The following is a 23,260-nucleotide window of genomic DNA, read 5'->3' as shown; positions in this document are numbered from 1 at the left end:
ACTTTTTCCGGTATACCCTTCAAAACCCTTGCACTAATTTCTGTGTTTATCAGCCTCTAACCTTTGATATATCAAGGTTTTAGGTTTATTCAGCAAACCCTAAGTATGAATAACCGACTATTAAATTACCATCCTTGGCAGCAGAAACACCCTGATATCCCAAGCATCCCCCGTATATATTCTGAGTATTTGCAGACAATAGAATTGGACTATGCCACTAGGTAGAGAATTACCACAGCTACTCAAGCAACGTTTGTTTCATAAAGGGCGCAAATTTGATTTTGAAGTGAATCGTTTGCGTTTACCTAATAAATCTGAAGGAGAATGGGAGTGTATTCGTCATCCCGGTGGCGCTCTGGCTCTTCCTGTTACCGAAGATGGTAAACTGATTCTTGTCCGTCAATATCGTTTTGCAGTTCAAGGTAGGTTGTTAGAATTTCCCGCAGGAACGGTAGAACCTAATGAAGAACCTTTGGAAACGGTAAAAAGGGAAATACAAGAAGAAACAGGCTACCGCGCTCATAAGTGGGATAAACTAGGAGAGTTTTTCTTAGCTCCTGGCTATTCTGATGAAATTATCTATGCTTTTTTGGCTAGAGATTTGGAAAAGCTGGAAACTCCGCCACAGCAAGAAGAAGATGAAGATATCGAAACTGTATTTTTGACTCCTGAAGAACTAGAAACAGCTATTCGTGAAGGACAACCTGTAGATGCGAAAACTATAGCCAGCTTTTTCCTAGCTCGTTCTTTGTTGATGTAATGGTGATATGCTGCTAGAAAAGGCACTTGGTGATGCCTACGGTACAGGTGATGTCTTTTGTGTAGAAATTAAATGCAAGGTTTTTGAGTTCCCACCTCGTAAAGTCTTGCACTTTTTTAACTTCCAGCAGGCTAAGACCCTTTACTTGTAATATTTTCACATTTATTCAGCAAACCCTAATTAATAATTAAAAAGGGTTTTAAGCTGTTGTGCATTTAATTTGTATAAGTGGAACAGGCATCTTGCCTGTTAAACAAGAGTTCAGAACATTAGGATTATACAATTTAGCTGTGTAACAGCTTATTCCCCTGTGGTGTATCCTACAGGCAATGTTTAAGTCCCTGAGTAAAGTATAAATTTAATTAGGGGTTGCTGAGAAAGTCTTTCCGTGAGGGCATAGGAGTCAGGAGTCAGGAGTCAGGAGTCAGGAGAAGATTTGAAAATTTCTTTGCCATCTCTTGAAATCCCAAAAAATGCACACTTTTTCCGGTATACCCTTCAAAACCCTTGCACTAATTTCTGTGTTTATCAGCCTCTAACCTTTGATATATCAAGGTTTTAGGTTTATTCAGCAAACCCTAATTATGAATTATCAATTATGAATTATCAATTATGAATTATTTATCCCAGCTATGATGGAAACCAGGTTTAGTGGAAACGTCCAAAAACATGGTCTCGCAGGCGATAATCAAAGTTATGGGTGATAAGTTTCTTGGTAGGGGCAAATTCTAGCAACTGCCCAATATGATTTTTATTGTAGTAAAATAAAGCTGTGAAATCTGATAAACGAGAAACTTGTTGGATGTTGTGAGAGACAAATACAATTGTTAATTCAGAACGCAAACATTCGATAAGTTCCTCAATTTTTATCGTAGAAATGGGATCAAGTCCTGCACAAAGTTCATCCATAAGGAGGACTTGCGGTTTAACTGCTAAAGCACGGGCAATACACAACCTTTGTTGTTGTCCAAAGGATAATTCTAAAGCCGATTTATGAAGTTTATTTTTGAGTTCTTCCCAGAGTTCAGCAGCTTTTAGTGCTAACTCGACAATTTCATCTAATTCTGCTTTGGGATGCCATCCGATTAATTTTACTCCATAGGTTACATTATCATAAATGCTCATGGGAAAAAGATTTGGTTTACCATAAATTAAAGTAATTTGACGACGTAGGCGATTTAAGTTGACACGACGACCATAAATATTTTGACTAAAAAATTCAACGTTTCCTTCAACTTGTATTTCTCCTTCTAGTTCAATCATGCGATTGAGAGATTTCAAAAATGTGGACTTACCACAACCGCTAGGTCCCATAATCGCGGTAATTTTATTTTGTGGAATATCCATTGAGACATCTTCAATGATTTTTTGAATTCCGTAATAAAAGCTGAAATTTTTAACTCGGATGGCAGGAATTATTTTACTCATAGGAAATAGGAAATAGGAAATAGGAAATAGGAAATAGGAAATAGGAAATAGGGATTTATGTTGTGAATCAATCTAAAATCTAAAATCTAAAATCTAAAATCTAAAATCTAAAATTGAATGATTGAGAAACATAATAAATAGGTGTGCGTCAAATAAGCTGGTAATCTCACATCTGTTATGATTCTCAATCAGGTCAGGTGAGTAATGATAATCTTAGGCCATAATCAGGGTTACAGTCTAGGATGTTAACTGGGATGTTAGCAAGAAGATGCTGGTACAAGATATGACGGGTAAATTTTCTAGACTATTTTCAACAGGACAAGAAAAAAGTGAGTTGTTTATGGTAAGACGCTTGAGTTTTATAGTTACTACTATTATTGTCTGGCATCTGTGCAGTTTTGTCACACTGGCACAAAATAAAAAACCAGAACAAATGAGGTGGTTTCCTCCGAGTCCTTTGGAAATGACTACACCTGATCCTCTGGTAAGGAGTTCATGGAAAAAACAACCGTTAACTACTGACGAACTGCAACAGTTGAAAACTGCACTGGATGAGTTAAACCAAGAAGCGATAACTACTTTTCAAAGGGGAGATAAAACCGCTGCTTTTGATATTTGGAATAGAGAATTACGACTGCTGCGCTTTTTAGGTTCTTTAGCCCAGGTGCAAGCTTTATCAAGGGTGGGGGCGATCGCTTGGCAGGAAAATGAGCGTGAACAGGTAATGTATATTACTCAGCAGTTGCAAGAGATTGAAAAACAGATGTTAAAGGAGAAAAGTACAGATTTACAATTATGGCGATCGCTTGGTGAAGCTTACCAAAATGTGCGTATTCCCAAATTAGCTGTAGGTGCTTACGAGCAGATTTTAACATTGGTGAGACAACAAAAAGATGTTAATACTGAATTAGCAACTTTAAATACTCTGGGGGAATTACATTTAAGTTGGTTTGATTATTCTCAAGCTGCTAAAACTTACGAAGAATTGCTCAATTTGGCTATTAATAGAGGTGATAGAAACAATGAATTAGCATATTTGCAACAACTAGCTTATATTTATGAACAGGGTAAACAACCCCGACAAGCGATCAATGTTTTGAATAAGTTAGCGGCAATTTATAATAGAAATAAGAATCTTACTCAAGTTCCGGCTTTAAAAATCAAAATAGCAGAAAATTATCAATCTTTGGTCAGAGAAAATCCCAATTTTCTGCAAGAAGCTTTTAATAATTATCAAGAAGCTTATGTTATTGCTTGGAAATTAGAACAGTATGTGGCGGCGAGTGAAGCTTTGCAAAAGTTAATTAGGTTGTATCGTTCCCAAAATCAAATTAATGAAGCTTTGCAAGCTAGTAGGATTTTGTTGGAAACGGAAACATTAGCAACCAATTTGTATGGTTTGATGCAAACTTATGATCAAATGGGAGAAATGTATTTAGAAAAGAAAGAAGAGGGAAAAGCATTAGCAGCGTTTGAAAAAGGGTTAGAAATAGCCAGACAACTTAAACATCAAGAGATATATTTTGCCCAGAAGATTGAAACATTGTCAAAAAAGAATTTGTAATAAGTAGTCGTGCAAAATAAATTTTATATTTGGGAGAGGGAACAGAGAACAGTGAACAGGTAAGGAATACAGACATTAGACATCTCCAGAAAAGAAATTATGGAACCTATTTATGGGGGCAGGTCGAAGCTTATGGGATATCTAGATGTCTGATTTTTCCGTTAAATTATCGCCCATAAGCTTCGCCCCTACAACTTATGACAAATTAATACATTCTATTTTGGAGAGGTCTATTTATCAATCCCTAGCCGCATTTATTTGCGTTTATCTGCGTTAAAATATATTCTCATAAAATCAAGATTTAGGAATTAAACAGTGCAGCAAGTAATCGGTATAGACTTAGGTGGAACAGCAATTAAGTTAGGACGTTTTACAACAGATGGTAAATGTTTACAATCTATAACTGTGGATACTCCCCAACCAGCAACACCAGAAGCTGTATTATTAAAGATGATAGAGGCGATCGCACAAGTTGATCCAGATAATCAAAGTATAGCTATCGGTGTGGGAACTCCCGGACCTGCTGATGCTGCTGGCAGAGTTGCCAAAGTTGCCATTAATCTGGTAGGATGGCAAGATGTACCCTTAGCAGATTGGCTAGAAGCAAAAACTGGCAAACCCACTATCCTAGCTAATGACGCTAACTGTGCAGGTTTGGGAGAAGCTTGGTTAGGTGCAGGCCGTAATTTTCAACATTTAATTTTATTAACTTTGGGAACTGGGGTTGGTGGTGCGATTATTCTTGATGGTAAATTATTTGTGGGACATCAAGGAGCAGCAGCAGAATTAGGTTTAATTACTCTCAACCCCGATGGTCCAATGTGTAATAGTGGTAATCAAGGTTCTTTAGAACAGCATACATCAATTGCCGCTATTCGTCGTCGCACAGGAAAAGAACCCGCAGAATTAGGTAAACTTGCCCAAAATGGTGATATTGAAGTCTTGACATTTTGGCAAGAATATGGTAAAGATTTGGGAATTGGTTTAACAAGTTTAATATATGTACTCACACCCCAAGCGGTAATTATTGGTGGTGGTGTAAGTGCGAGTTTTCAGTATTTCTTACCAGCAATGCAAGCAGAAATAGAAAAGCGAGTTTTACCAACATCCCGTTTAGGTTTACAAATTTTACCAGCAGAACTAGGTAATTCAGCGGGAATGGTAGGTGCTGCTAAGTTAGCTTGGGGACTGGTGACAGTTGACAGTTGACAGGTGACTGGGGAAGAAGCAGAGGAACAGGGTGCAGGGTGCAGGGGGAAATTATTTGTATTTTCCCAGTCACCAATCACCAGTCCCCAATCACCAATCACCAAATTAGGAAACCTGCACTGGTTTAGATGTATTCTTACTGTGATGAGTACGGGAAATAGCAGCTTCCATGAAACCTTTAAATAAAGGATGGGGTGTACTCGGACGAGATTGAAATTCTGGGTGAAACTGACAAGCTATAAAAAATGGATGTTTGGGATATTCAACTATTTCTACTAACCTTCCATCGGGAGAAGTACCACTGACAACGTAACCAGACTCTAATAAAGCATTGCGGTACAAGTTGTTAAACTCATAACGATGTCGGTGACGTTCATAAATGACTTCTTCTTGATATAAATCAAAGGCTATTGTACCCGGTTGCACTCGACAAGGATACAAACCTAAGCGCATTGTTCCACCTAAATCTACTACGTCTTGTTGTTCAGGTAAAAGATTAATAATGGGATTTGTGGTGTAGGGGTCAAATTCGGCACTGTTAGCATCTGCTAAACCTTCAACATTTCTCGCCCATTCAATCACAGAACATTGCATTCCTAAGCATAAACCTAAAAAGGGGATTTGGCGATCGCGTGCAAATTTAATCGCGGCAATTTTGCCATCTATCCCCCGACTACCAAAACCACCAGGAACGAGAATACCATCCACACCTGCAAGATAATTTTCCGCTGACTCAGTTTCTAGGGTTTCTGAATTTACCCATCTTATTCGTAAATCACCGTAAGTAGAAATCGCCGCATGACGTAAGGATTCAACCACAGAAAGATAAGCATCACTTAAACGCACATATTTACCAACAATGGCAATTTCCACGCTGTATTTAGGACTATACATTCTTTCCACCATTGTTTCCCACTGACTTAAATCAGGCTGGCGTTGTTCCATTTGCAACAAATCTAAAGTTTGTTGTGCCAGTCCTTCTTTTTCTAAAATCAGAGGTACTTCATAAATGCTACTAGCATCTTGGCAAGTAATCACACATTCTACCGGTACATCGCAAAATTCCGATAATTTTTGTTTTAAACCCACACCAATGGGGCGATCGCAACGACAGACTAAAATATCTGGTTGAATACCAATGGATCTCAATTCTTTAACAGAATGTTGTGTAGGTTTGGTTTTCATCTCCCCTGCTGAAGCAATCCAAGGGAGAAGGGTGACGTGCATATACAAAACATTCTGTCTTCCCACCTCTTTCCGCAACTGACGGATAGCTTCTAAAAATGGTAGAGACTCAATATCACCCACAGTCCCGCCAATTTCCGTAATTACTGCCGCTGGATTAGTTTCCTTAGCAACTCTTAAAATTCGGTCTTTAATTTCATTGGTAATGTGGGGAATTACTTGTACAGTCCCACCATTATAATCTCCCCGGCGTTCTTTATTAATCACAGATTGATAAATCAAGCCAGTAGTAACACTGTTTAACCGGGACATAGAAGTATCAGTAAAACGTTCATAATGTCCCAAATCCAAATCTGTTTCTGCACCATCTTGGGTAACAAAAACTTCCCCATGTTGAAAGGGACTCATAGTACCTGGATCAACATTAATATAAGGATCAAGTTTGAGAATAGAGACAGAATAATCTCTAGATTTTAACAACCTCCCCAAACTTGCTGCTACAATGCCTTTACCAATACTGGAAACAACGCCTCCAGTTACAAAGATAAACTTAGTCATATTATTTTCAATTTCTAGCAACTTCTAAAAATACATCCTGTCTCTTGAAGGATCAAGCGTGCGCCCAAGGGCTAAATATGAAGTAAACATTCAGCTAATGCTTAAAGGTAAGCTACCTCGTCAGCTTTTAGCAGTCAGGTTTTTAACGGTTACGCCAAAAATCATGATTCGTTCATTTACTGATTTATCAAATATTCTGACTCCTGACTCCTGACTTCGGAATTTTCACTTTTTATGCTTCATTCTTTATCCTTTATTGCCCATTGTCTCACAGTCATTATCGTAAAATCTTCTGTGTTTTGCCGTGAAAAAACTCTTAGGATTAGTAGTATTTAACTGTCTGCTTACCTCCTCCGTTGCTTTTGCACAAACATCGCTCCTAGTAGTTTTTCCCCCAACAAACTACCAAACCAGTAAAGAAAAAATATTTTTTATCGGTACTGCACCACCAGATGGAGAAGTTCTCATCAATGGTAGACTAATTAACCGCAGCAAGGCTGGTCATTTTTCTCCCAGTTTCCCTTTACAGTTAGGGGAGAATGTATTTAAGGTACGTTACCAAAATCAGGAACGAGAGATTAAAGTAACAAGGCTTTCTACTCAACCAGAATTACCACAAGGTTTAGGCTTTGCTAAAGATTCTCTGACTCCTGCTGTTGATATTGCCAAACTACCGGGAGAACTGATTTGTTTTGGTGCGGTTGCACCTCCTCAAGCTGGTGTTTCTGTCAAGTTGGCCGAACAAACCATTCCCTTATTACCACAACCACCACAGGCGCAATTACCTGCTAATTCAGGTGTACTAACGGGAAGAAATCAACCCACAACTTCTAGTCCTAACAAATATCAAGGTTGTACAACAGTGGCCAATGCTGCTGATTTAGGACAACCTCAATATAGTTTGACATTGAATGGTCAGACTATCACTGAAACTGGTAAGGGCAAAATTGAAATTCTTGCACCTGCACAGTTGCCAGTTGTGGAAGTGTCAGCAACATCAGGTGTTGCTCGCACAGGTCCTAGTACAGATTATTCTCGACTGACACCACTACCACAGGGAACAAGAGCAACAGTTACAGGTAGAGAAGGTGACTGGCTTCGCTTAGACTATGGGGCTTGGATCAATAGTAAAGAAACTAGAATTATACCAGGTGCAGTACCACCACATACTGTAATTCGTAGTGTGGGATATCGTCGCTTGTCTGATAGAACAGAAATCAGGTTTCCTTTACAAATGCCCATACCTGTAAGTGTGGAACAGAGCGATGGACAAAGCCCCACCTTCGGCGATCGCACTTTTAGTCTCACCCTTTACAATACTATTGCTCAAACAGACACCATTCGCCTGGATGATGACCCCTTAATTTATCGCCTGGATTGGCAACAGGTGAGTCCTAAACAGGTGAAATATACCTTTAACCTCAAAAACTTCCAACAGTGGGGATATAAGCTGAAATACGACAACACAACGCTGGTTTTGACCTTGCGCCATGCACCTAAGATTCACAACAGAAAACGCCTACCTTTATCTGGTATTAAGATATTACTTGATCCTGGTCACGGTGGTAAAGAGTCTGGTGCAATTGGTCCGACTGGGTATCCAGAAAAAGATGCCAACTTGGTAATTTCTAAGTTACTGCGGGATGAGTTGGTAAAACGGGGTGCAAAGGTGGTGATGACAAGGGAAGATGATCGGGATGTGTCTTTAGTGGAACGTCAGCAGATAATTGAAAAAGAAGAACCGGCGATCGCCCTTTCTATTCATTACAATGCTTTACCAGATGATGGCGATGCCGAAAAAACCAGAGGTTTTGGGACTTTTTGGTATCATCCACAAGCACATAGTTTAGCAATATTTTTGCAAAATCATGTAGTAAAAACATTGAAGAAACCTCATTATGGGGTATTTTGGAATAATTTAGCCCTGACTCGTCCTGCTGCTGCACCTTCAGTATTATTAGAATTAGGTTTTATGATTAACCCCCAGGAGTTTGAGGAAATAGTCAACCCCCAAGAACAGAGGAAAATGGCGCGGACTTTAGCGGATGGGGTGACAGAGTGGTTTAAAGCTGCGAAGTAGAAAAGAGTTTCGCGCAAAGACGCAAAGGAAGAGAGGGGGAAGCATTCAGGCAAGAAATTATCAATTTTATGACCAGGCTATTTTCCTGTAAGGGCGAAGCATTCGGGCAAGAAATTATCAATTTTATGACCAGGCTATTTTCCTGTAAGGGCGAAGCATTCAGGCAAGAAATTATCAATTTTATGACCAGGCTATTTTCCGAATGCTTCGCCCCTACTTCGCCCCTACGACTCCTGCTATATAGGAATTTTCACAGTAAAAGTTGTTCCTACACCCACTTTACTTTCTACAAAAATTTCTCCTTGATGTCGATCTACACATTTTTTCACAATTGGTAATCCTAACCCAGTACCAACAATACCTTCAACATTTTCCGAGCGATAATAAGGCTCATAAAGCCTCACCTGTTCCTCTGGAGAAATACCGATACCTTCATCTATCACTTGAAAAATAGTAGCATCCTGTTGAGCATTTAAAAACAAGTAAATTTTACCCCCTGGTGATGAATATTTGATAGCATTTAACAGTAAATTACTCAAAATAGAATATAGTAACTTTTCATCTAGATTAGCCCGAAAAGATTGACCATGTTTGATAAACTTAATAGTATGAGTTGTGCGACTAAACATTTGCACATCTTCCAGCAAATTTAAACAAAAATTTTCCACATTAATTAATTGAGGTTTATAATCTAGTTCACCTGCCTCCGCTCTAGTCAAAGTTAATATATCTGTTAATAGGTGATTCATTAACTTAGCAGAAGACTGAATCCGGTAGAGATTTTTTAACTCTTTTTCATCTACTAATTCTATCAAAATTTCCCTTAATAACTGACAAGATAGCAAAATTACACTTAAAGGAGTACGAAATTCATGGGAAATCATAGAAAATAACTGAACCTTGAGTTCACCAATCTTTTTTTCTTGAGCTAAGGAAGCTTCTAAAGATTTAATATGTTCTCGTTTCACCGATTGACTCTCAATTACAAAACATAAAATGCAAATTACTAACAAACTTAAAAAAGTTCCTATAATTTCCATGATTATTCGTAAGTGAATACCATTTTCTGACTGCTGGAGATAAGTTTTCAAGTAACTTTGTTCTTCCCCTTGAATTTCTAAAAATATCGTTATAATTTGCTCTCTGAGCTTAACACTAAGTTCGGTAATTTTATTTTGCCGTTGCCATGCGTTTTCATCTTTTTGATAAAGTTTTATAGATTCTTCTAACAGAGATAATCTTTGATTAAACAATGATTTTAAATTGTTTAACCTCTGTCTTTGATTGATATTTTTATGTATTTGAATATCTAATAGATTGAGGTCATTTTTAATATTATTGATAGCAGTTTGATAACGATCCAAATCTTGTTGACTGCCCAAAAATATATACCCCCGTCGTGCTGATTCAGCCACAGTCATTGCTGCATAAAAATCTGTCAAAGTATTGAGTGTTTGAGAAGTATGTTGAACTTGAGCAACATTTTCCTTAATTTCGGTAGTGTTGTTTAATGCAGCGAAAGTAACCAAAAGCATCAGAGATATAGCCAAAGAAACTCCCGCAGAAATCCAATTTACTGAAAAATGCAATTTCATAAATTACCTTTTTATTCAGATAGTCAATTTAAGTTAATATTTCCCTCATTACTTCATGACTTGCTGTGGAATAAGGAATAAATTATGCGAATTTTAATAGTTGAGGACGATATTCAACTGGCAGAAGCACTAATAGAAGCTTTAACCAGACGAAAGTATATAGTCGATGTTGCTCAAGACGGAGAAGCAGCTTGGCACGCAGCAGAGTCAATGAAGTATGATTTAGTGGTGCTGGATGTCACTTTACCAAAGTTAGATGGCATCAGATTTTGTCACCGCTTACGCACCACTAGCACCAACAGTCCAGCACATCGTAATTCAGCAGCACCCGTATTAATGCTAACTGCCCGTGATACCGTAGCCGATAAGGTTGCTGGTTTAGATGCCGGCGCAGATGATTATGTAGCAAAGCCCTTTGACTTAGAAGAATTAATGGCTCGGATACGTGCTTTACTCAGACGTGGTAGTGCTGCCAGTACAGTCAGTTTATCTTGGGGAAAGTTAACTTTAAATCCCAGCACTTACGAGACTACCTATGATGGTCATCTTATGTCCTTGACTCCTAAAGAGTATGCAATTTTAGAATTGCTGGTTGCTAATGGTAGAAGGGTATTGAGTCGTTCTAGCATCATTGAGCAGGTTTGGTCTGTTGATGACTCTCCAGTGGAGGAAACAGTAAGGTCACATATTAAAAGTATTCGACAGAAATTAAGAGCTTTAGGTGCGCCGGAAACTTTGATTGAAACTGTTCATGGTTTGGGATATCGTCTCAACTGATACAATTGATACAAAATTATAGGGAATTTGTTGTTAATCTGTTCAATGTAGAGGCGATTGATAAACTGTCTCTACCAGATTTTTATATCTCACAGGTTTCATTTATTAAATGCATTGTTAGAAAAGAATCAACTCACCATCATCATACAACTTTCTAGAAAATTTGATCTGCACAAATTCTGCACAAATCTTGCACAGTAATTGCATATATAGGTTATATCCTGAGAGAGTAAAAATTATTTTTGCTCAGGAAAGATTGGACTAATGAATTAGCATTTGAGTGATGATTGATTACTAAGAACAACAACAAAAACGCCTTTCCTCTATCTTCAAATCATGTATTAATCAAATTACTAGTTATCCAAGGTGCGTGAACTAAATCACATTATTTTCATCAAAGGAATAAAAAATGTTAACGAACATTGTAGACGATGGTCGTGGCAGTGGTAGGTTTACTCTAGGTGGTTTACCTTTTTGTGTGCCTGTGTAAAATTGGCATAGCAAACAACCCCCAAGCTAAACCAGTAATTAAACCAAAAGGAGTAACAATATAATTGTTAAAATCCCACAAACTAAAAACTTGCGCTGCTAACTCCAAAGGATAAGCCATCATTAACACACTAGCAAAAGCAGCACCGATCCAACCATATTGATGTAACCAGAAACGGTTTTTTCCCTGGGTAAAGATATACAAAATACGAGTAATTAACAACCCTGTAACCGTGCCATAACACCGCATACACACCGCCATAATGTGAGGTGGTGCTAACTCCAAACCCATAGTAGGTTGAGGACAGACATGATTACCCATAAAATAAATAATATCCCCAATATTAGGCAGTACCAAAAAACCAGAAGCGGCTAAAAAGGGAGCAATAGGAGGACCAAAAACCATTCCTACTAACAGGAAGTCAGCAAAAAAACTCACCCAATTAATTTTTTGAAGTTGAAAATTTTGTGATACAATAGCCCGTTGCATCTTCTCTCTGTGTCCTCTGTGGTTCGTTTGTTTGTAGATCCCCGGCTTCTTTTATATAAGTCGGGGATCTTAATGATTATAAATGATCCTCTGGATTTATACCCAATTCTCGCAATTTTGCAGCTAACTTTGCAGCTTTACTTTCTGCTTGTTCAGCCCTTTGTTGTTGTTGTTCAGTTCTCAATCTTTCTAACTGTGCTTCTTCCTTACCGACCAATAATAAATTACCCTGATTATCCCACCAACGCAACCAAACTTGATCGGGATTATTTAAGTAACTTCCTTGCCATAATCCTAATTCTACACCTAATGGCAGAATTGGATAATGTCCCCGTTCATTAGGTTGCATTTTGTAGTAAGAAAAATCTACCAAATGATAAACTTCTAAATTGCCACTATTAACTTCATAAATGGCATAGTAGGGAGCGCGAATAACTCTTTCATAAACCCAAAATTTACCAGGTTTTTCACCTGGTTGTAAACCCGCTAAAGGTGTTTTATCTCGTTCTTCTTCACCATTACCACTGGCTAATTCTATGACAATTAAAGGGGGAATATATTCCCGCCATAGAACATAGGATCGGCGAATTTTACCATCTAATCTTGGTGGAACATCAGGGACATAAAACCAATCTGGTGCTACTGTTCCCTTTTCCGGTGGTTCTGTTTCTCGCCAATAAATCCCGCAATCTTGACCTATACAAAATTGTCCATCGGGATGTAACTTTTGTAAAGTTTGAATAATTGAATCTGTGATGATTATGCTTTGGGGATGTTCTTGAAAGTTCTTCACGAATGTACCATCAGACTCCGGTAGTTGAGTATGATCAGGAAACTGCGGTGGTATAGCAATATCAGCCAGGGTTTCACTCATACTATTTAAAGGATTGCAGTAATCAGCAAAAGTGTAAGATTGGTTAGAATCAATTATTGGTTTTTTTCCATAGTTATTTTTTTCAGCTTCCATGTTTTCACAAGCTAATTTTGAGTTAATTATGTTTTTTCTTAGTTTTCTTTATATTATAACTCTCTGCGTTCTCTGCGCCTCTGCGTGAAAAAACAAAGACACAAAAACGCACAGAAAAAACCTTTGCGTCTTTGCGCCTTTGCGTGAGAAAATTCTTAACCTACATTAGCAACATAAGGACTCGTCAACTTATCCAACTGTTGAATTAACAAACTCAGAAACAAACCCACATCCGTAACCACACCTACAGACTCAATTGAACCGCGATCGCTCAATTTTGTCACCACCGCAGGGTTAATATCCACACATACCATCTTCACCCCTGCTGGTGTCATATTTCCTACACCGATGGAATGCAGCATAGAAGACAGCATCAATATCATTTCCGCACCTTGAATGATTTGAGCATATTCTTGCTGTGCTAAAATCAAATTCATCTGCGTATCCGGTAGGGGTCCATCATCCCGAATTGAACCAGCTAACACAAAGGGAACGTCATTTTTCACACATTCATACATCACACCGCTAGTAATTACCCCAGCATCTACCGCTTTAGTGATGCTACCAAAACGGCGAATGGCGTTAATTACCTTTAAATGATGTCGATGTCCACCACGTACAGCTACACCGCGTTTCATATCCACACCGAGAGATGTTCCCATCATATTTTGTTCGATGTCATGAACTGCGATCGCATTTCCCCCTAACAGTCCTTGAACATAACCTTCACGAATCAATCTAGAAAGATGTTCTCCGCCGCCCGTATGAATTACCACTGGACCAGCAGTAACAACTACTTTACCGCCAGCATCCCGAATTTTACGTAATTCCCAGGCTACCTGTTCCACAACTAATTCTACCCGTCTTTCACTGGAAACACCAGAAGACATAAAGCTAAATTCCTGGGCGTTGCGTTGTTCGCGGGATTCGGTTTTGCGGATAGTGCGGATACCTTGAACGTCAACTACTACCTGTTCACCAATTTCTAGATCACGCAAAATTTTACATCTAGCAACTAACCCATTGGCTGTACTAGAAATAGCGATCGCCCCATCCATGCGTTGATTTTCTACTTTCAGCCATTTTCCATTTACCCTTACTTCGGTAGGATAAATCGTACTTACATAGAAATCATCAGGAGCAACACCCGCTTGTAAAACAGGTTCGAGTTTTGCATCTCTTTCATCTTGGGGTAAGTCAACCGCACCCAAATCAATCAACTGGGATATAATCTCTTCCATCACCTCGTGAGATGGTGCAGAAACCCTGACTTCTGCTGCTGAAGTGCTTTGACGTTGTTCTCCCAAGTTGAACTTGAGAACTTGGAAACTCCCCCCCATGTCTACGATCAAATCTAAAGCGCGGTTAATTAAACCCGCATCTAATAAATGACCTTCTAAACTAATTATCCGACTTTCGACTTGAGTTGTAGCGTGTACTTCTTCCCGTACAGGTTCAGTCACTCGTAAAGTTAAGCATTTAGCCGCACCACCAGCTTTGAGAAATTCAGTTAAAGGGGTTTCAATCACTTGAAAACCAACTTCCGCTAACCGTGATTTTAAACTATCACTGGCTTTGTTCATAATCACGATGCTTTCGATGTTCACCGCATTACAAGCAAAGTTAACCGCATCAGCTTCTGCAATGGCAATACGTTTTTCTGGTGCAACGCGCATTTCTATCACCCGGTTAGAGTAGGAGTCAAATGCACCGGGGTAATACAGCAAATACCCATTAGCTAGGGGACAGAAACAGGTATCAAGATGATAAAATCTTTCATCCATCAACCGCAGAGAAATCACCTCAATATCTAGCCATTTAGCCAAATAGGGGTGAGAATCTAACTCAGAACGGAAACCATACCCCGCCCATAACCAGCGCCCTTCTCTGTCTAGCAGTGCGTCACCTGCACCTTCAAAGGGTAAGTCTTTAGGAAGTGTGTAAACCTTAAAACTATTATTTTCAAACCACTGTTGAAAATACGGTTCTTCTCCTTGGCGTTCTTTATGTAAAAAACGGCTGAGAACCACATTTTCACCAAGAACTAAACCAGCATTGGCACTGAATACCATATCTGGCCAACCTTTTTGGGGTGTCACTAAATCGACAATGGCGTGATTTTTGATAACATTGTATAATTTATTCCACTGTTCTACAGCGCGATCGCGTGATGATTTGTGAATATTCCCTTCCATCCACGGATTAATCACATAGTCTACATCGTAGTGGTCGGGAGCGCACATTAAAAACCGAATTTGGGAAACCATAAAAAATTTTACTTTGCTTTTCAGTAATCTCTTCTGGATACAGAGTTTTGGTGTTCTAAGTCTGTCAAATCTGCTACTTAATTTCTACCTTTTGCTCTTGGTAGGCTTTACAAGGATATCGTTTTTATTCTATTACTGCTATAGGGAAATAGAGGGGGAGGAGGGAAAAATGAATTGTGGGGGATGTAAACTACTGGCACTTACATTTTCAACTAACTCATACTGAGTTAATTTTTATGAAAATTTGTATTAAAAAAATAATTCATTTTATGTATAACGACTGATTGCAAAAACTTACACTGAATCTAAAATCATAATTGTCACAATTAAGCACTTACACACAGAAGAATACCTATTGCATGAACCACACAGTCTGTTTGAGGATTTCCATATTAAAATTGTAGTATGACTTGATATTTACGAAATGGAGAAGATACCTATGTCAGCTAATCATATCTATCCACCAGAAATCAAAATTCTTAAAGAAGGAGAAGAGGTGCTGAATTTATGGCCTACAGATACAGGCTACCACGTTGTTATCAAAAATCAAAAAGGAGAAGTATCTGTGATGTCCATAAGTCTAGATGAGGATAAAATTCCCAGAATTAACCAAACTCCCAACTTAATTATTACTCACATGGATGAAGCTGGCATCGCAGAAGTAGTTACTAAGCAAGAAACACCAAACGGCACAGTAACAATGTCTAATTTCTAGAATATAGTGTCATGTAGTTTTGTATTTTGTATCCACTCAATCAAGGTGTTAACCATATCCAATAAATCAGATAGAAATAGAGCGATTAATGTCAGAATTGATATGTTAACAGAAACGGAACAAGAACAGCTTGCGAGTGGAATTAAAAAACTAAAAAAGCAAATTGCTCCTGAAGCAAGAGGTACAATAGTTGAAGGTAATATGAAATCTCTTCCTGCTAAGGAATCGAAATTACTGGATTCAAGTGACAGTAATGAATAATTACTTTTAGTTATATGTTATGAATTAAATTTCATCCTCTCCTGTTCTGTCAATTAAAAATAAATAATTGAAAACATCTAGAATAGGGGAGGAAATAATTTTTGATTGATAAGTTATCAGGAACATCGAAATGGGAAAAAAAAGATCTTACGAACATAGAAAAGTGCAAAAGGAAGTAAAAGAAGTTGATGGATACCAGTGTATGGTTTGTGGAAAAATAACACAACAAGCGCATGGACATCATCTGATTCCTTACAGTGAAGGAGGAGAGGCTGACCTGCAAAATATGATCACTTTCTGCCCAGAGTGTCACCGTAAATATCATAGTGGTGAATTGAATATAGATATTGATAGGTTTTGATTTAGTGGGATAATGATCAGTCAATTAACATTGAGATTACCAGCTACATTACACCAACATTTAATCAAATTAGCTGAAACTGAAGGTATTTCATTAAATCAATATATAGTTTATGCTTTAACCCGCCAAGTTGTATCCACAGATTTTGTTCAAGCAACACCAGAAAAAGAAATAAGTGAACAGGAACAAAGTTTTCAAACACTACTACAAAGACTAGGAAAAGCCTCTGAAGGTCAAATTCAATCAGTTTTAGCTGAACGTGAAGTTGTAGAACCAGAAGAAGAATTAAGTAATGAAATTATCGCTTCTCTTCAACAAAAAATAAATAACGCAATCAACAAAGGACACAATAACCAATAAAAATAAAGAATTTTATATAAGCGTTACCGGATTAGGCGTTAATGTAATTAGCTTAAACGGATAATTTGCTTAGATGTTAATTGTTCACGTAACGATATGTAAAAGTTTCTGTCACTTCTTCCCCGAAAGTTAATTTCCGTGCCATGATGAGAAGTGAGAAGTAATTCGGCGACGGCGTTTGTTTTTAATATTAATAGGTTTTTTCCTTTTGGTACTTACAGACTTTTCTCCGAAATCTAAATCTCTACACTTTTATGATTTTGGAGAAAATCTATGTCAATTTATGTAGGCAACCTCTCTTATGAAGTTACCCAAGATACTCTAACTGCGGTTTTTGCAGAATACGGTTCTGTAAAGCGCGTTCAACTACCTACAGATCGTGAAACAGGAAGACTGCGCGGTTTTGGGTTTGTGGAAATGAGTACAGATGAAGAAGAAACATCTGCTATTGATGCCCTTGATGGTGCTGAGTGGATGGGAAGAGATTTAAAAGTTAACAAAGCTAAACCCAAGGAAGATAGAGGTGGTGGTAATCGCAGTGGTGGTGGTGGTTATAATCGCAATCGCTACTAAGTTATAAAATCAAGCATTTTTGCTAATGCAATAGTTTTAGCAAATTAATTGAATTAATTAAAGGCTCAGGTATGACAAAATAGTAATACTTGAGCCTTTTTAATGAATAATCTCAGATTAGGGCTGTTCAGAAATCTGCACAATTAATTTACCCATTTTTTCACTATTAAAAAGTTTGAGAATAGCTGTAGGTGCATTTTCCAAACCCTGGACAATTTCTTGCTGATATTTAAGTTTTCCCTGTTGTATCCATTGTCCCATCTCCCTAAAAGCAAGATCCCATTGACTCACATAATCAGTGACAATGAAACCTTTTATTAACACCCGCTTCATTAAAATCTGACTGAAATTATAAGGTCCAGGTAAAGGTTCTTCAGTATTATAAGTAGAAATCAAACCACAAAGAGGAATGCGGGCATTTAAATTCACTTGTGTTAAAACAGCGTCGAGAATTTCCCCACCAACGTTTTCAAAATATATATCAATTCCATTGGGACAAGATGCAGCTAAAGCGGGACTTAAATCTGCGGTTTTATAATTTATTGCAGCATCAAAACCCAGTTCTTCTAATAAATAGCGACATTTTTCATCGGAACTGGTGATCCCCACTACATGACAACCTTTAATTTTCCCTATTTGTCCGACTAATGAACCTACAGCACCAGAGGCCGCTGAGACTACCAAAGTTTCTCCTGCTTGAGGTTTTCCTATATCTAAAAGTCCAAAATAAGCGGTGCAACCAATAAAGCTAAGAACTGCCATAAAAGCAGTGAGGGGAACTGTTAAGGGTTGGGGAATTTTGGTGATGTAAGGAAGATTTCCAGTAGTAATTAAAGCGTAATCTTGCCATCCTAACAGTCCAGAAACGAGATCCCCCCGTTGAAAGTTGGGATTTTTAGATTCTTCCACTATACCCAGAACTAAACCACGCATGACTTCCCCAATTTCCACAGGTGGCATATACTGGGGGCGATCGCTCATCCAAATGCGATGGGTAGGATCTAAGGAAAGATAGATATTGCGGATCAGTATTTCGCCTGCTTTTGGTGTGGGAATGGGTTCTTGACGATACTCAAAGTCACTTACTTTGATGTCACCCACAGGACGAGATGCTAAACGCCATTGACGATTAATAGATGATTTCATAAATTTGAGTTTGTTTGTCAGGATTTTTGCAGATTAGCAAGAATTTTTATTAAAACTTAGCATAATTATCGGGCAGTAAGTAAGGGCAAAATGTCAGCATTCAGCCGTCAGCCAGAAACTGAAAAGTATCAGTAATAGGCTATAATCTACTCTCATGAACACTGATGTAAGTTAACAAAACTATGCATCTTTTTACTAACTCAGTCTTACTCAAGACAAAAGCTGTTAGCGTAGCGTGGCGTAGTCATTTACTGATTACTGATAGCTGAATACTTACGGCAAAATTAGTCACAAAATGTTAATTTATAAAATTATAACTAATTATAACTAAGTTAAACTGCTCTATATCTACCAATGCCTTATCTTACTACTGCTGCGGAAATCCGTTCTCAAATTGCTAAATACACCAAATCTAAAACTCTTTGGATAGATACAGAAGTGGCTGATTATAAAAGTCGTAATCCTCGATTATCCCTGATTCAAATATTGGATCATCCTCAAGATATGACTGGTGACAGTGTTTATATTTTGGATGTTTTAAATAAGTCTGATGTGATTGCTGCTTTTATTGAGCAAATCATGATGAATGAATCTATTGAAAAGGTTTTTCACAATGCAAGTTATGACTTGAAACTTTTAGGCAATAAAAAAGCCAAAAATATCACTTGTACTTTAGAAATGGCTAAGTCCATACCATATCATATTCTACCATTGCCTAATTATCAACTGAAAACTTTAGGTAATGTGTTGTGTAATTTTTATGGTATTGATAAACAGGAACAAGGTAGCGATTGGGGTATAAGACCTTTAAGCGATGAGCAATTAGAATATGCTTATTTTGATTGTATTTATCTGGCTCAAGTACATTCAAAATTATTAGCTTTACAGTCTCAAGTTATTACAAAACCAGAAACGGAAGATTTATCTGTACTTTCCCAAAAATATACAGAAGTGGAACAGCAAAAAAAACTGATTAATTCTGAATTTGATTATTTACAAGAAAGATTAAAAAAAGCGATGCAAATTCAAAATGTATCCGAAACTGAATATTATCAACTCAGTGGTTATGAACGGAAATCTGTTAAGGTGAAATTTACGGAGTTGGTGAGATTAGTAGAAAATGAAGATATTGATTTGGATTTTACCATTACTTTAACTGAGAAATTACAAAAAGAATTAGGCAGAAATTTAGAACAATTAGATGTAGATATTGAAAAAACTTCTGTTTGGCGGTTAATTACTAAATCTCAGGAAGAAGATGTTAAAAATGATTAATGGAATGCAAAAGCCAGAATTTATTATATTTTGAACTCACAGAACCCTGACTTATTTAATAAGTCGGGGTTTTAATTATTTATATTTACGTAAATGTATCTTAATCAACATTTTATAAAAGCTGAAATAGAATTATTTATACATTAAATTTTCCAATTACTGGTTAAATTTTGAAAAAGTAATTCATGGAATCTATTAGTTTCTTTTAGTTTCTATTAGATTTTGGTAACAATTTTTTCCGGGTATGCAAGTGATTGATAAGAACTTATGAAATGGCAGTTATTGACATATAATAGACAAGTGCTAGGTAGAATATTAAAAATAACAGTGATTACTGTTTTCAGTGGAATTTTATGCGTTTCTTGCAATCAAAATCAGGATGTTTTAGTAACAGAAATAGGGGTTAGTCCTCCGAACCGACTGACATCTAGAACATCCAAAGCAGGAGAGTTTTATATTCAGGGACAAAATCAGCACGCTAAAGGTAATTCTGAAGCGGCTATTGCTGCTTATAGTCGTTCAATTAGTCTTAATTCTCAATATGCACCTGCGTTTAAAAGTCGGGGTTTAGCATATTTTGATATTGGTAATAAAGAAGGTGCGATCTCTGATTATAATCAAGCATTACGTCTTAATCCTAATGATGCAGAAACCTATAATAATCGTGGTAATGCTTTTGCATCTTTGGGAGATCAGCAAGCAGCTATTTCTGATTATAATGAAGCGATTCGTTTAGCTCCAAATTATGCCGAAGCTTTCAATAATCGCGGTAATGCCCGTGCAGCCATAGGTGATAGAAATGGGGCAATAGAAGATTATACTGAAGCAATTAGAATAGATGAAAATTATTCTGTTGCCTATAATAACCGCGGAAATGCTTACGCTGCCCTGGGAGATCCACAAAAAGCGATCGCAGATTACAATCAAGCCATTCGTTTAAATCCTAATTTTGGTCCTGGGTTTAATAACCGAGGAAATGCTTTTGCTGCTGCTGGAGATAAACGCAGTGCATTACAAGATTTACAACGGGCAGCAGCTATTTTTGATCGAGAAGGTAACAAAGAATTGTATCAACAAGTAATGAAAAATATTGAAGATTTGGGAAGGTAAAAAGAATAGGAGTCAGGAGATCAAGGAGTCAGGAGTTAGAAGAAAGATAAATATTCCCAGTCCCCAATTACTATTCTTCAAAACTAGGAGTGCGTAAATCTTCCACTAAAGCTTGAATATCTTCAGGAGGTGGAGGAGTAAAACGGGAAACTATCAAGGTGACAATAAAATTAATGACCATTCCTAAAGTGCCGATCCCTTCAGCAGAAACGCCAAAAAACCAAGGTGTCATTCCGGCAAACTTCACACCAATAATATAGATGATTGTGAAAATTAAACCACTCAACATTCCCGCAATAGCACCTTGAGAATTTGTCCGTTTATCAAAAATTCCTAACACTATCACCGGGAAAAAACTAGCAGCAGCTAAACCAAAAGCAAACGCCACTACTTGAGACACAAAACCGGGAGGGTTAACACCAAAATATCCTGCTAAAATTAAGGAAAAACCAACAACAACTCGCCCCACAAATACCCGTTTTTCTTCTGAAGCTGTTTCATCAAAAATACGATAATAAAGATCATGGGCGACAGAACTGGAAATCACCAATAATAAACCGGAAGCTGTGGATAATGCAGCAGCTAAACCACCCGCAGCTACTAAAGCTATAACCCAAGCTGGAAGTTTAGCAACTTCAGGAGTTGAAAGGACAATAATATCATTGTCAATGGTAATTTCGTTAGTTTGTTTATTCGGTGTTAACTGCAATTTTCCATCTTGGTTTTTATCTTCAAACGTCAACAGTTTAGTTTTTTCCCACTTATTTACCCAGTCTAATTTTCTCACTTCCTCAATTTTTTGATCATTAAAAGTCTGGATCAAATTGTAACGGGCAAACATGGATAAAGCTGGAGCTGTCGTGTAAAGAATGGCGATAAATAATAAAGCCCAACCTGCGGAAAATCTCGCCGCCCGCACATTAGGAACAGTGTAAAATCGGACGATAATATGAGGCAACCCAGCAGTTCCCACCATCAAAGCAATAGTGATGAATAGGACATCTAACATAGTTTTATTAGCAAAAGGTTGGGTATATTCTTTAAACCCTAAATCCACCTGAAGTTGATTTAAATTATTAGCAACATCACTAAAAGTAAATGCTAATTGGGGAAAAGGATTTCCTGTAAGTTTATTTGCAATAGCAATGGCAGGAATTAAATAAGCTAAAATCAAAATGCAATATTGGGCAACTTGTGTCCAAGTAATACCTTTCATTCCTCCCAAAACTGCAAAAAAACCAACGATCACAATACCGATCATGACACCAGTATTGATATCAACTTGCAAAAAGCGACTAAATACAATTCCTACCCCGCGCATTTGTCCGGCAACATAGGTTAAAGAAACGAAAATTGCCGCCACAACTGCAACTAAACGAGCGAGATTTGATTTATAGCGATCGCCTACAAAATCTGGTACTGTATATTTACCAAACTTCCGCAAATATGGGGCTAATAATAAAGCTAATAAAACATAGCCACCAGTCCAACCCATCAAATAAATTGAACCATCATAACCCAGGGAAGAAATTAATCCAGCCATCGAAATAAAAGAAGCCGCAGACATCCAATCTGCTGCGGTTGCTGCACCATTAGCAATAGAAGGAATACCCTGTCCAGCTACAAAAAAATCCTTGGTATTTTCTACTCTTGACTGCCAACCAATGTAAATGTAAAGAACAAAAGAAAGTCCTACTAAAATAATCGTCCAAAGTTCAACTGACACCGTTTATCCTCGCTTTGTTTTATTTTTTGATATTATATTTTCGGTCTAATTTATCCATTTGGAAAGCGTAGGTAAAAATCAAAACTACAAAAATCAAAATTGATCCTTGTTGTGCCATCCAAAAACCAAAAGGAACACCAAAAAACTTGATTGTGTTTAATGGTTGAACTAATAAAATGCTGAAAACTATGGAAGCTAAAGCCCAAATAATTAACAGATTTCTGATTAAATCAGTGTTAGCACGCCAATAAGCACGGCGTTGTTCTTCATCCATTGTTGTTATCCTGGTTGAATCATAGATAATTTCAATAGCCGTTATTATCTAACAAGAATCCAATTTTTCATGTTAATTTTTTTGAATTTT

General features: G+C 37.5%; 22 protein-coding genes. 13 read left to right on the top strand and 9 right to left on the bottom strand.

What is annotated here, in order from left to right; all coding sequences use genetic code 11:
• Nucleotides 1–211: 211 nt before the first annotated feature.
• A complete protein-coding gene (locus H6F47_RS09990; RefSeq protein ID WP_096565713.1) occupies nucleotides 212–760 on the top strand; it encodes an NUDIX hydrolase in 549 nt (182 codons plus the stop codon).
• Between the two features lie 648 nt (nucleotides 761–1,408).
• On the opposite strand, the gene H6F47_RS09985 is transcribed toward H6F47_RS09990, so the two are convergent.
• Nucleotides 1,409–2,188 (bottom strand): phosphate ABC transporter ATP-binding protein, encoded by a 780-nt coding sequence (locus tag H6F47_RS09985; protein WP_137669565.1) that lies wholly within the window; start codon nucleotides 2,186–2,188, stop codon nucleotides 1,409–1,411.
• Nucleotides 2,189–2,528: 340 nt separating this feature from the next.
• Here H6F47_RS09985 and H6F47_RS09980 point away from each other — a divergent pair, with 340 nt between their 5' ends.
• The 3 genes from H6F47_RS09980 (at nucleotide 2,529) to H6F47_RS28485 (ending at nucleotide 5,089) form a co-directional block, all read left to right on the top strand.
• Nucleotides 2,529–3,752 carry a hypothetical protein gene (locus H6F47_RS09980; protein WP_190648967.1) on the top strand — a complete coding sequence of 408 codons (1,224 nt, stop codon included), beginning with the start codon at nucleotides 2,529–2,531 and terminating at the stop codon, nucleotides 3,750–3,752.
• A 315-nt stretch (nucleotides 3,753–4,067) separates the two neighbouring features.
• Nucleotides 4,068–4,961 carry an ROK family protein gene (locus H6F47_RS09975; RefSeq protein ID WP_190347228.1) on the top strand — a complete coding sequence of 298 codons (894 nt, stop codon included), beginning with the start codon at nucleotides 4,068–4,070 and terminating at the stop codon, nucleotides 4,959–4,961.
• Nucleotides 4,958–5,089, top strand: a complete 132-nt coding sequence (locus H6F47_RS28485) for a hypothetical protein (protein WP_277876978.1) — start codon at nucleotides 4,958–4,960, stop codon at nucleotides 5,087–5,089. Before H6F47_RS09975 ends, H6F47_RS28485 begins: the two co-directional genes overlap by 4 nt.
• Here the strand turns inward: H6F47_RS28485 and H6F47_RS09970 are convergent.
• The gene (locus H6F47_RS09970) at nucleotides 5,067–6,704 is read right to left on the bottom strand and encodes a CTP synthase (protein ID WP_096565322.1); all 1,638 of its coding nucleotides are present in this window, start codon (nucleotides 6,702–6,704) and stop codon (nucleotides 5,067–5,069) included. The genes H6F47_RS28485 and H6F47_RS09970 overlap by 23 nt on opposite strands.
• Nucleotides 6,705–7,008: 304 nt before the next feature.
• Between H6F47_RS09970 and H6F47_RS09965 the strand changes: the two genes are divergently transcribed.
• Nucleotides 7,009–8,784 carry an N-acetylmuramoyl-L-alanine amidase gene (locus H6F47_RS09965; protein ID WP_190648949.1) on the top strand — a complete coding sequence of 592 codons (1,776 nt, stop codon included), beginning with the start codon at nucleotides 7,009–7,011 and terminating at the stop codon, nucleotides 8,782–8,784.
• Between the two features lie 236 nt (nucleotides 8,785–9,020).
• On the opposite strand, the gene H6F47_RS09960 is transcribed toward H6F47_RS09965, so the two are convergent.
• A complete protein-coding gene (locus H6F47_RS09960) occupies nucleotides 9,021–10,379 on the bottom strand; it encodes an ATP-binding protein (protein WP_096565326.1) in 1,359 nt (452 codons plus the stop codon).
• Nucleotides 10,380–10,463: 84 nt separating this feature from the next.
• On the opposite strand from H6F47_RS09960, the gene H6F47_RS09955 reads away from it, so the two are divergent.
• Nucleotides 10,464–11,156, top strand: coding sequence for a response regulator transcription factor (locus H6F47_RS09955; RefSeq protein ID WP_096565328.1), 693 nt, complete (start codon nucleotides 10,464–10,466; stop codon nucleotides 11,154–11,156).
• A 466-nt stretch (nucleotides 11,157–11,622) separates the two neighbouring features.
• Here H6F47_RS09955 and H6F47_RS09950 read toward each other — a convergent pair whose 3' ends face one another.
• The 3 genes from H6F47_RS09950 to H6F47_RS09940 form a co-directional block, all read right to left on the bottom strand.
• Entirely contained in the window at nucleotides 11,623–12,135 is a 513-nt protein-coding gene (locus H6F47_RS09950) for a DUF2085 domain-containing protein (protein ID WP_137666980.1), read from the bottom strand.
• A 76-nt stretch (nucleotides 12,136–12,211) separates the two neighbouring features.
• Nucleotides 12,212–13,009 (bottom strand): Uma2 family endonuclease, encoded by a 798-nt coding sequence (locus tag H6F47_RS09945; RefSeq protein ID WP_190648964.1) that lies wholly within the window; start codon nucleotides 13,007–13,009, stop codon nucleotides 12,212–12,214.
• A 248-nt stretch (nucleotides 13,010–13,257) separates the two neighbouring features.
• Nucleotides 13,258–15,369 carry a TIGR00300 family protein gene (locus tag H6F47_RS09940; protein ID WP_190648947.1) on the bottom strand — a complete coding sequence of 704 codons (2,112 nt, stop codon included), beginning with the start codon at nucleotides 15,367–15,369 and terminating at the stop codon, nucleotides 13,258–13,260.
• Nucleotides 15,370–15,808: 439 nt separating this feature from the next.
• Here H6F47_RS09940 and H6F47_RS09935 point away from each other — a divergent pair, with 439 nt between their 5' ends.
• The 5 genes from H6F47_RS09935 to H6F47_RS09915 all read left to right on the top strand — a co-directional run bounded on the left by H6F47_RS09935 (nucleotide 15,809) and on the right by H6F47_RS09915 (nucleotide 17,639).
• Entirely contained in the window at nucleotides 15,809–16,084 is a 276-nt protein-coding gene (locus tag H6F47_RS09935; RefSeq protein WP_096565334.1) for a hypothetical protein, read from the top strand.
• 45 nt (nucleotides 16,085–16,129) lie between these two features.
• Nucleotides 16,130–16,345, top strand: coding sequence for a hypothetical protein (locus tag H6F47_RS09930; protein ID WP_206755145.1), 216 nt, complete (start codon nucleotides 16,130–16,132; stop codon nucleotides 16,343–16,345).
• 130 nt (nucleotides 16,346–16,475) lie between these two features.
• Entirely contained in the window at nucleotides 16,476–16,706 is a 231-nt protein-coding gene (locus H6F47_RS09925; protein ID WP_190648942.1) for an HNH endonuclease signature motif containing protein, read from the top strand.
• 12 nt (nucleotides 16,707–16,718) lie between these two features.
• Entirely contained in the window at nucleotides 16,719–17,066 is a 348-nt protein-coding gene (locus tag H6F47_RS09920; protein WP_199291119.1) for a toxin-antitoxin system HicB family antitoxin, read from the top strand.
• 273 nt (nucleotides 17,067–17,339) lie between these two features.
• Nucleotides 17,340–17,639: an RNA-binding protein gene (locus H6F47_RS09915; RefSeq protein ID WP_096565339.1), complete on the top strand. Its 300-nt coding sequence runs from the start codon at nucleotides 17,340–17,342 to the stop codon at nucleotides 17,637–17,639.
• 117 nt (nucleotides 17,640–17,756) lie between these two features.
• Here the strand turns inward: H6F47_RS09915 and H6F47_RS09910 are convergent, their stop codons facing one another.
• Nucleotides 17,757–18,785 carry an NADP-dependent oxidoreductase gene (locus H6F47_RS09910; protein ID WP_137666984.1) on the bottom strand — a complete coding sequence of 343 codons (1,029 nt, stop codon included), beginning with the start codon at nucleotides 18,783–18,785 and terminating at the stop codon, nucleotides 17,757–17,759.
• Nucleotides 18,786–19,139: 354 nt separating this feature from the next.
• Here H6F47_RS09910 and H6F47_RS09905 point away from each other — a divergent pair, with 354 nt between their 5' ends.
• Together H6F47_RS09905 and H6F47_RS09900 are read left to right on the top strand one after the other, a co-directional pair.
• Nucleotides 19,140–20,060 carry a ribonuclease D gene (locus H6F47_RS09905; RefSeq protein WP_096565343.1) on the top strand — a complete coding sequence of 307 codons (921 nt, stop codon included), beginning with the start codon at nucleotides 19,140–19,142 and terminating at the stop codon, nucleotides 20,058–20,060.
• A 267-nt stretch (nucleotides 20,061–20,327) separates the two neighbouring features.
• Nucleotides 20,328–21,170: a tetratricopeptide repeat protein gene (locus tag H6F47_RS09900; protein ID WP_190347223.1), complete on the top strand. Its 843-nt coding sequence runs from the start codon at nucleotides 20,328–20,330 to the stop codon at nucleotides 21,168–21,170.
• A gap of 70 nt (nucleotides 21,171–21,240) precedes the next feature.
• On the opposite strand, the gene H6F47_RS09895 is transcribed toward H6F47_RS09900, so the two are convergent.
• Nucleotides 21,241–22,896 carry a VC_2705 family sodium/solute symporter gene (locus tag H6F47_RS09895; RefSeq protein WP_190648940.1) on the bottom strand — a complete coding sequence of 552 codons (1,656 nt, stop codon included), beginning with the start codon at nucleotides 22,894–22,896 and terminating at the stop codon, nucleotides 21,241–21,243.
• A 19-nt stretch (nucleotides 22,897–22,915) separates the two neighbouring features.
• A complete protein-coding gene (locus H6F47_RS09890) occupies nucleotides 22,916–23,170 on the bottom strand; it encodes a DUF4212 domain-containing protein (protein WP_096565347.1) in 255 nt (84 codons plus the stop codon).
• Between the last annotated feature and the right edge of the window lie 90 nt (nucleotides 23,171–23,260).

The sequence above is a fragment of the Sphaerospermopsis sp. FACHB-1094 genome (genome assembly GCF_014696195.1).
Classification (GTDB): domain Bacteria; phylum Cyanobacteriota; class Cyanobacteriia; order Cyanobacteriales; family Nostocaceae; genus Sphaerospermopsis; species Sphaerospermopsis kisseleviana.
The sequence above is the reverse complement of the archived record's forward strand: the minus strand, read 5'-3'. Positions and strand labels throughout refer to the sequence as shown.

Coding starts and splice junctions, on each gene's coding strand:
- H6F47_RS09915 (WP_096565339.1), top strand. CDS start 17,340: ATGTCAATTTATGTAGGCAACCTCTCTTATGAAGTTACCCAAGATACT.
- H6F47_RS09890 (WP_096565347.1), bottom strand. CDS start 23,170: ATGGATGAAGAACAACGCCGTGCTTATTGGCGTGCTAACACTGATTTA.
- H6F47_RS09910 (WP_137666984.1), bottom strand. CDS start 18,785: ATGAAATCATCTATTAATCGTCAATGGCGTTTAGCATCTCGTCCTGTG.
- H6F47_RS09980 (WP_190648967.1), top strand. CDS start 2,529: ATGGTAAGACGCTTGAGTTTTATAGTTACTACTATTATTGTCTGGCAT.
- H6F47_RS09990 (WP_096565713.1), top strand. CDS start 212: ATGCCACTAGGTAGAGAATTACCACAGCTACTCAAGCAACGTTTGTTT.
- H6F47_RS09935 (WP_096565334.1), top strand. CDS start 15,809: ATGTCAGCTAATCATATCTATCCACCAGAAATCAAAATTCTTAAAGAA.
- H6F47_RS09920 (WP_199291119.1), top strand. CDS start 16,719: ATGATCAGTCAATTAACATTGAGATTACCAGCTACATTACACCAACAT.
- H6F47_RS09960 (WP_096565326.1), bottom strand. CDS start 10,379: ATGAAATTGCATTTTTCAGTAAATTGGATTTCTGCGGGAGTTTCTTTG.
- H6F47_RS09985 (WP_137669565.1), bottom strand. CDS start 2,188: ATGAGTAAAATAATTCCTGCCATCCGAGTTAAAAATTTCAGCTTTTAT.
- H6F47_RS09925 (WP_190648942.1), top strand. CDS start 16,476: ATGGGAAAAAAAAGATCTTACGAACATAGAAAAGTGCAAAAGGAAGTA.
- H6F47_RS09970 (WP_096565322.1), bottom strand. CDS start 6,704: ATGACTAAGTTTATCTTTGTAACTGGAGGCGTTGTTTCCAGTATTGGT.
- H6F47_RS09950 (WP_137666980.1), bottom strand. CDS start 12,135: ATGCAACGGGCTATTGTATCACAAAATTTTCAACTTCAAAAAATTAAT.
- H6F47_RS09905 (WP_096565343.1), top strand. CDS start 19,140: ATGCCTTATCTTACTACTGCTGCGGAAATCCGTTCTCAAATTGCTAAA.
- H6F47_RS09940 (WP_190648947.1), bottom strand. CDS start 15,369: ATGGTTTCCCAAATTCGGTTTTTAATGTGCGCTCCCGACCACTACGAT.
- H6F47_RS09900 (WP_190347223.1), top strand. CDS start 20,328: ATGAAATGGCAGTTATTGACATATAATAGACAAGTGCTAGGTAGAATA.
- H6F47_RS09955 (WP_096565328.1), top strand. CDS start 10,464: ATGCGAATTTTAATAGTTGAGGACGATATTCAACTGGCAGAAGCACTA.
- H6F47_RS09945 (WP_190648964.1), bottom strand. CDS start 13,009: ATGAGTGAAACCCTGGCTGATATTGCTATACCACCGCAGTTTCCTGAT.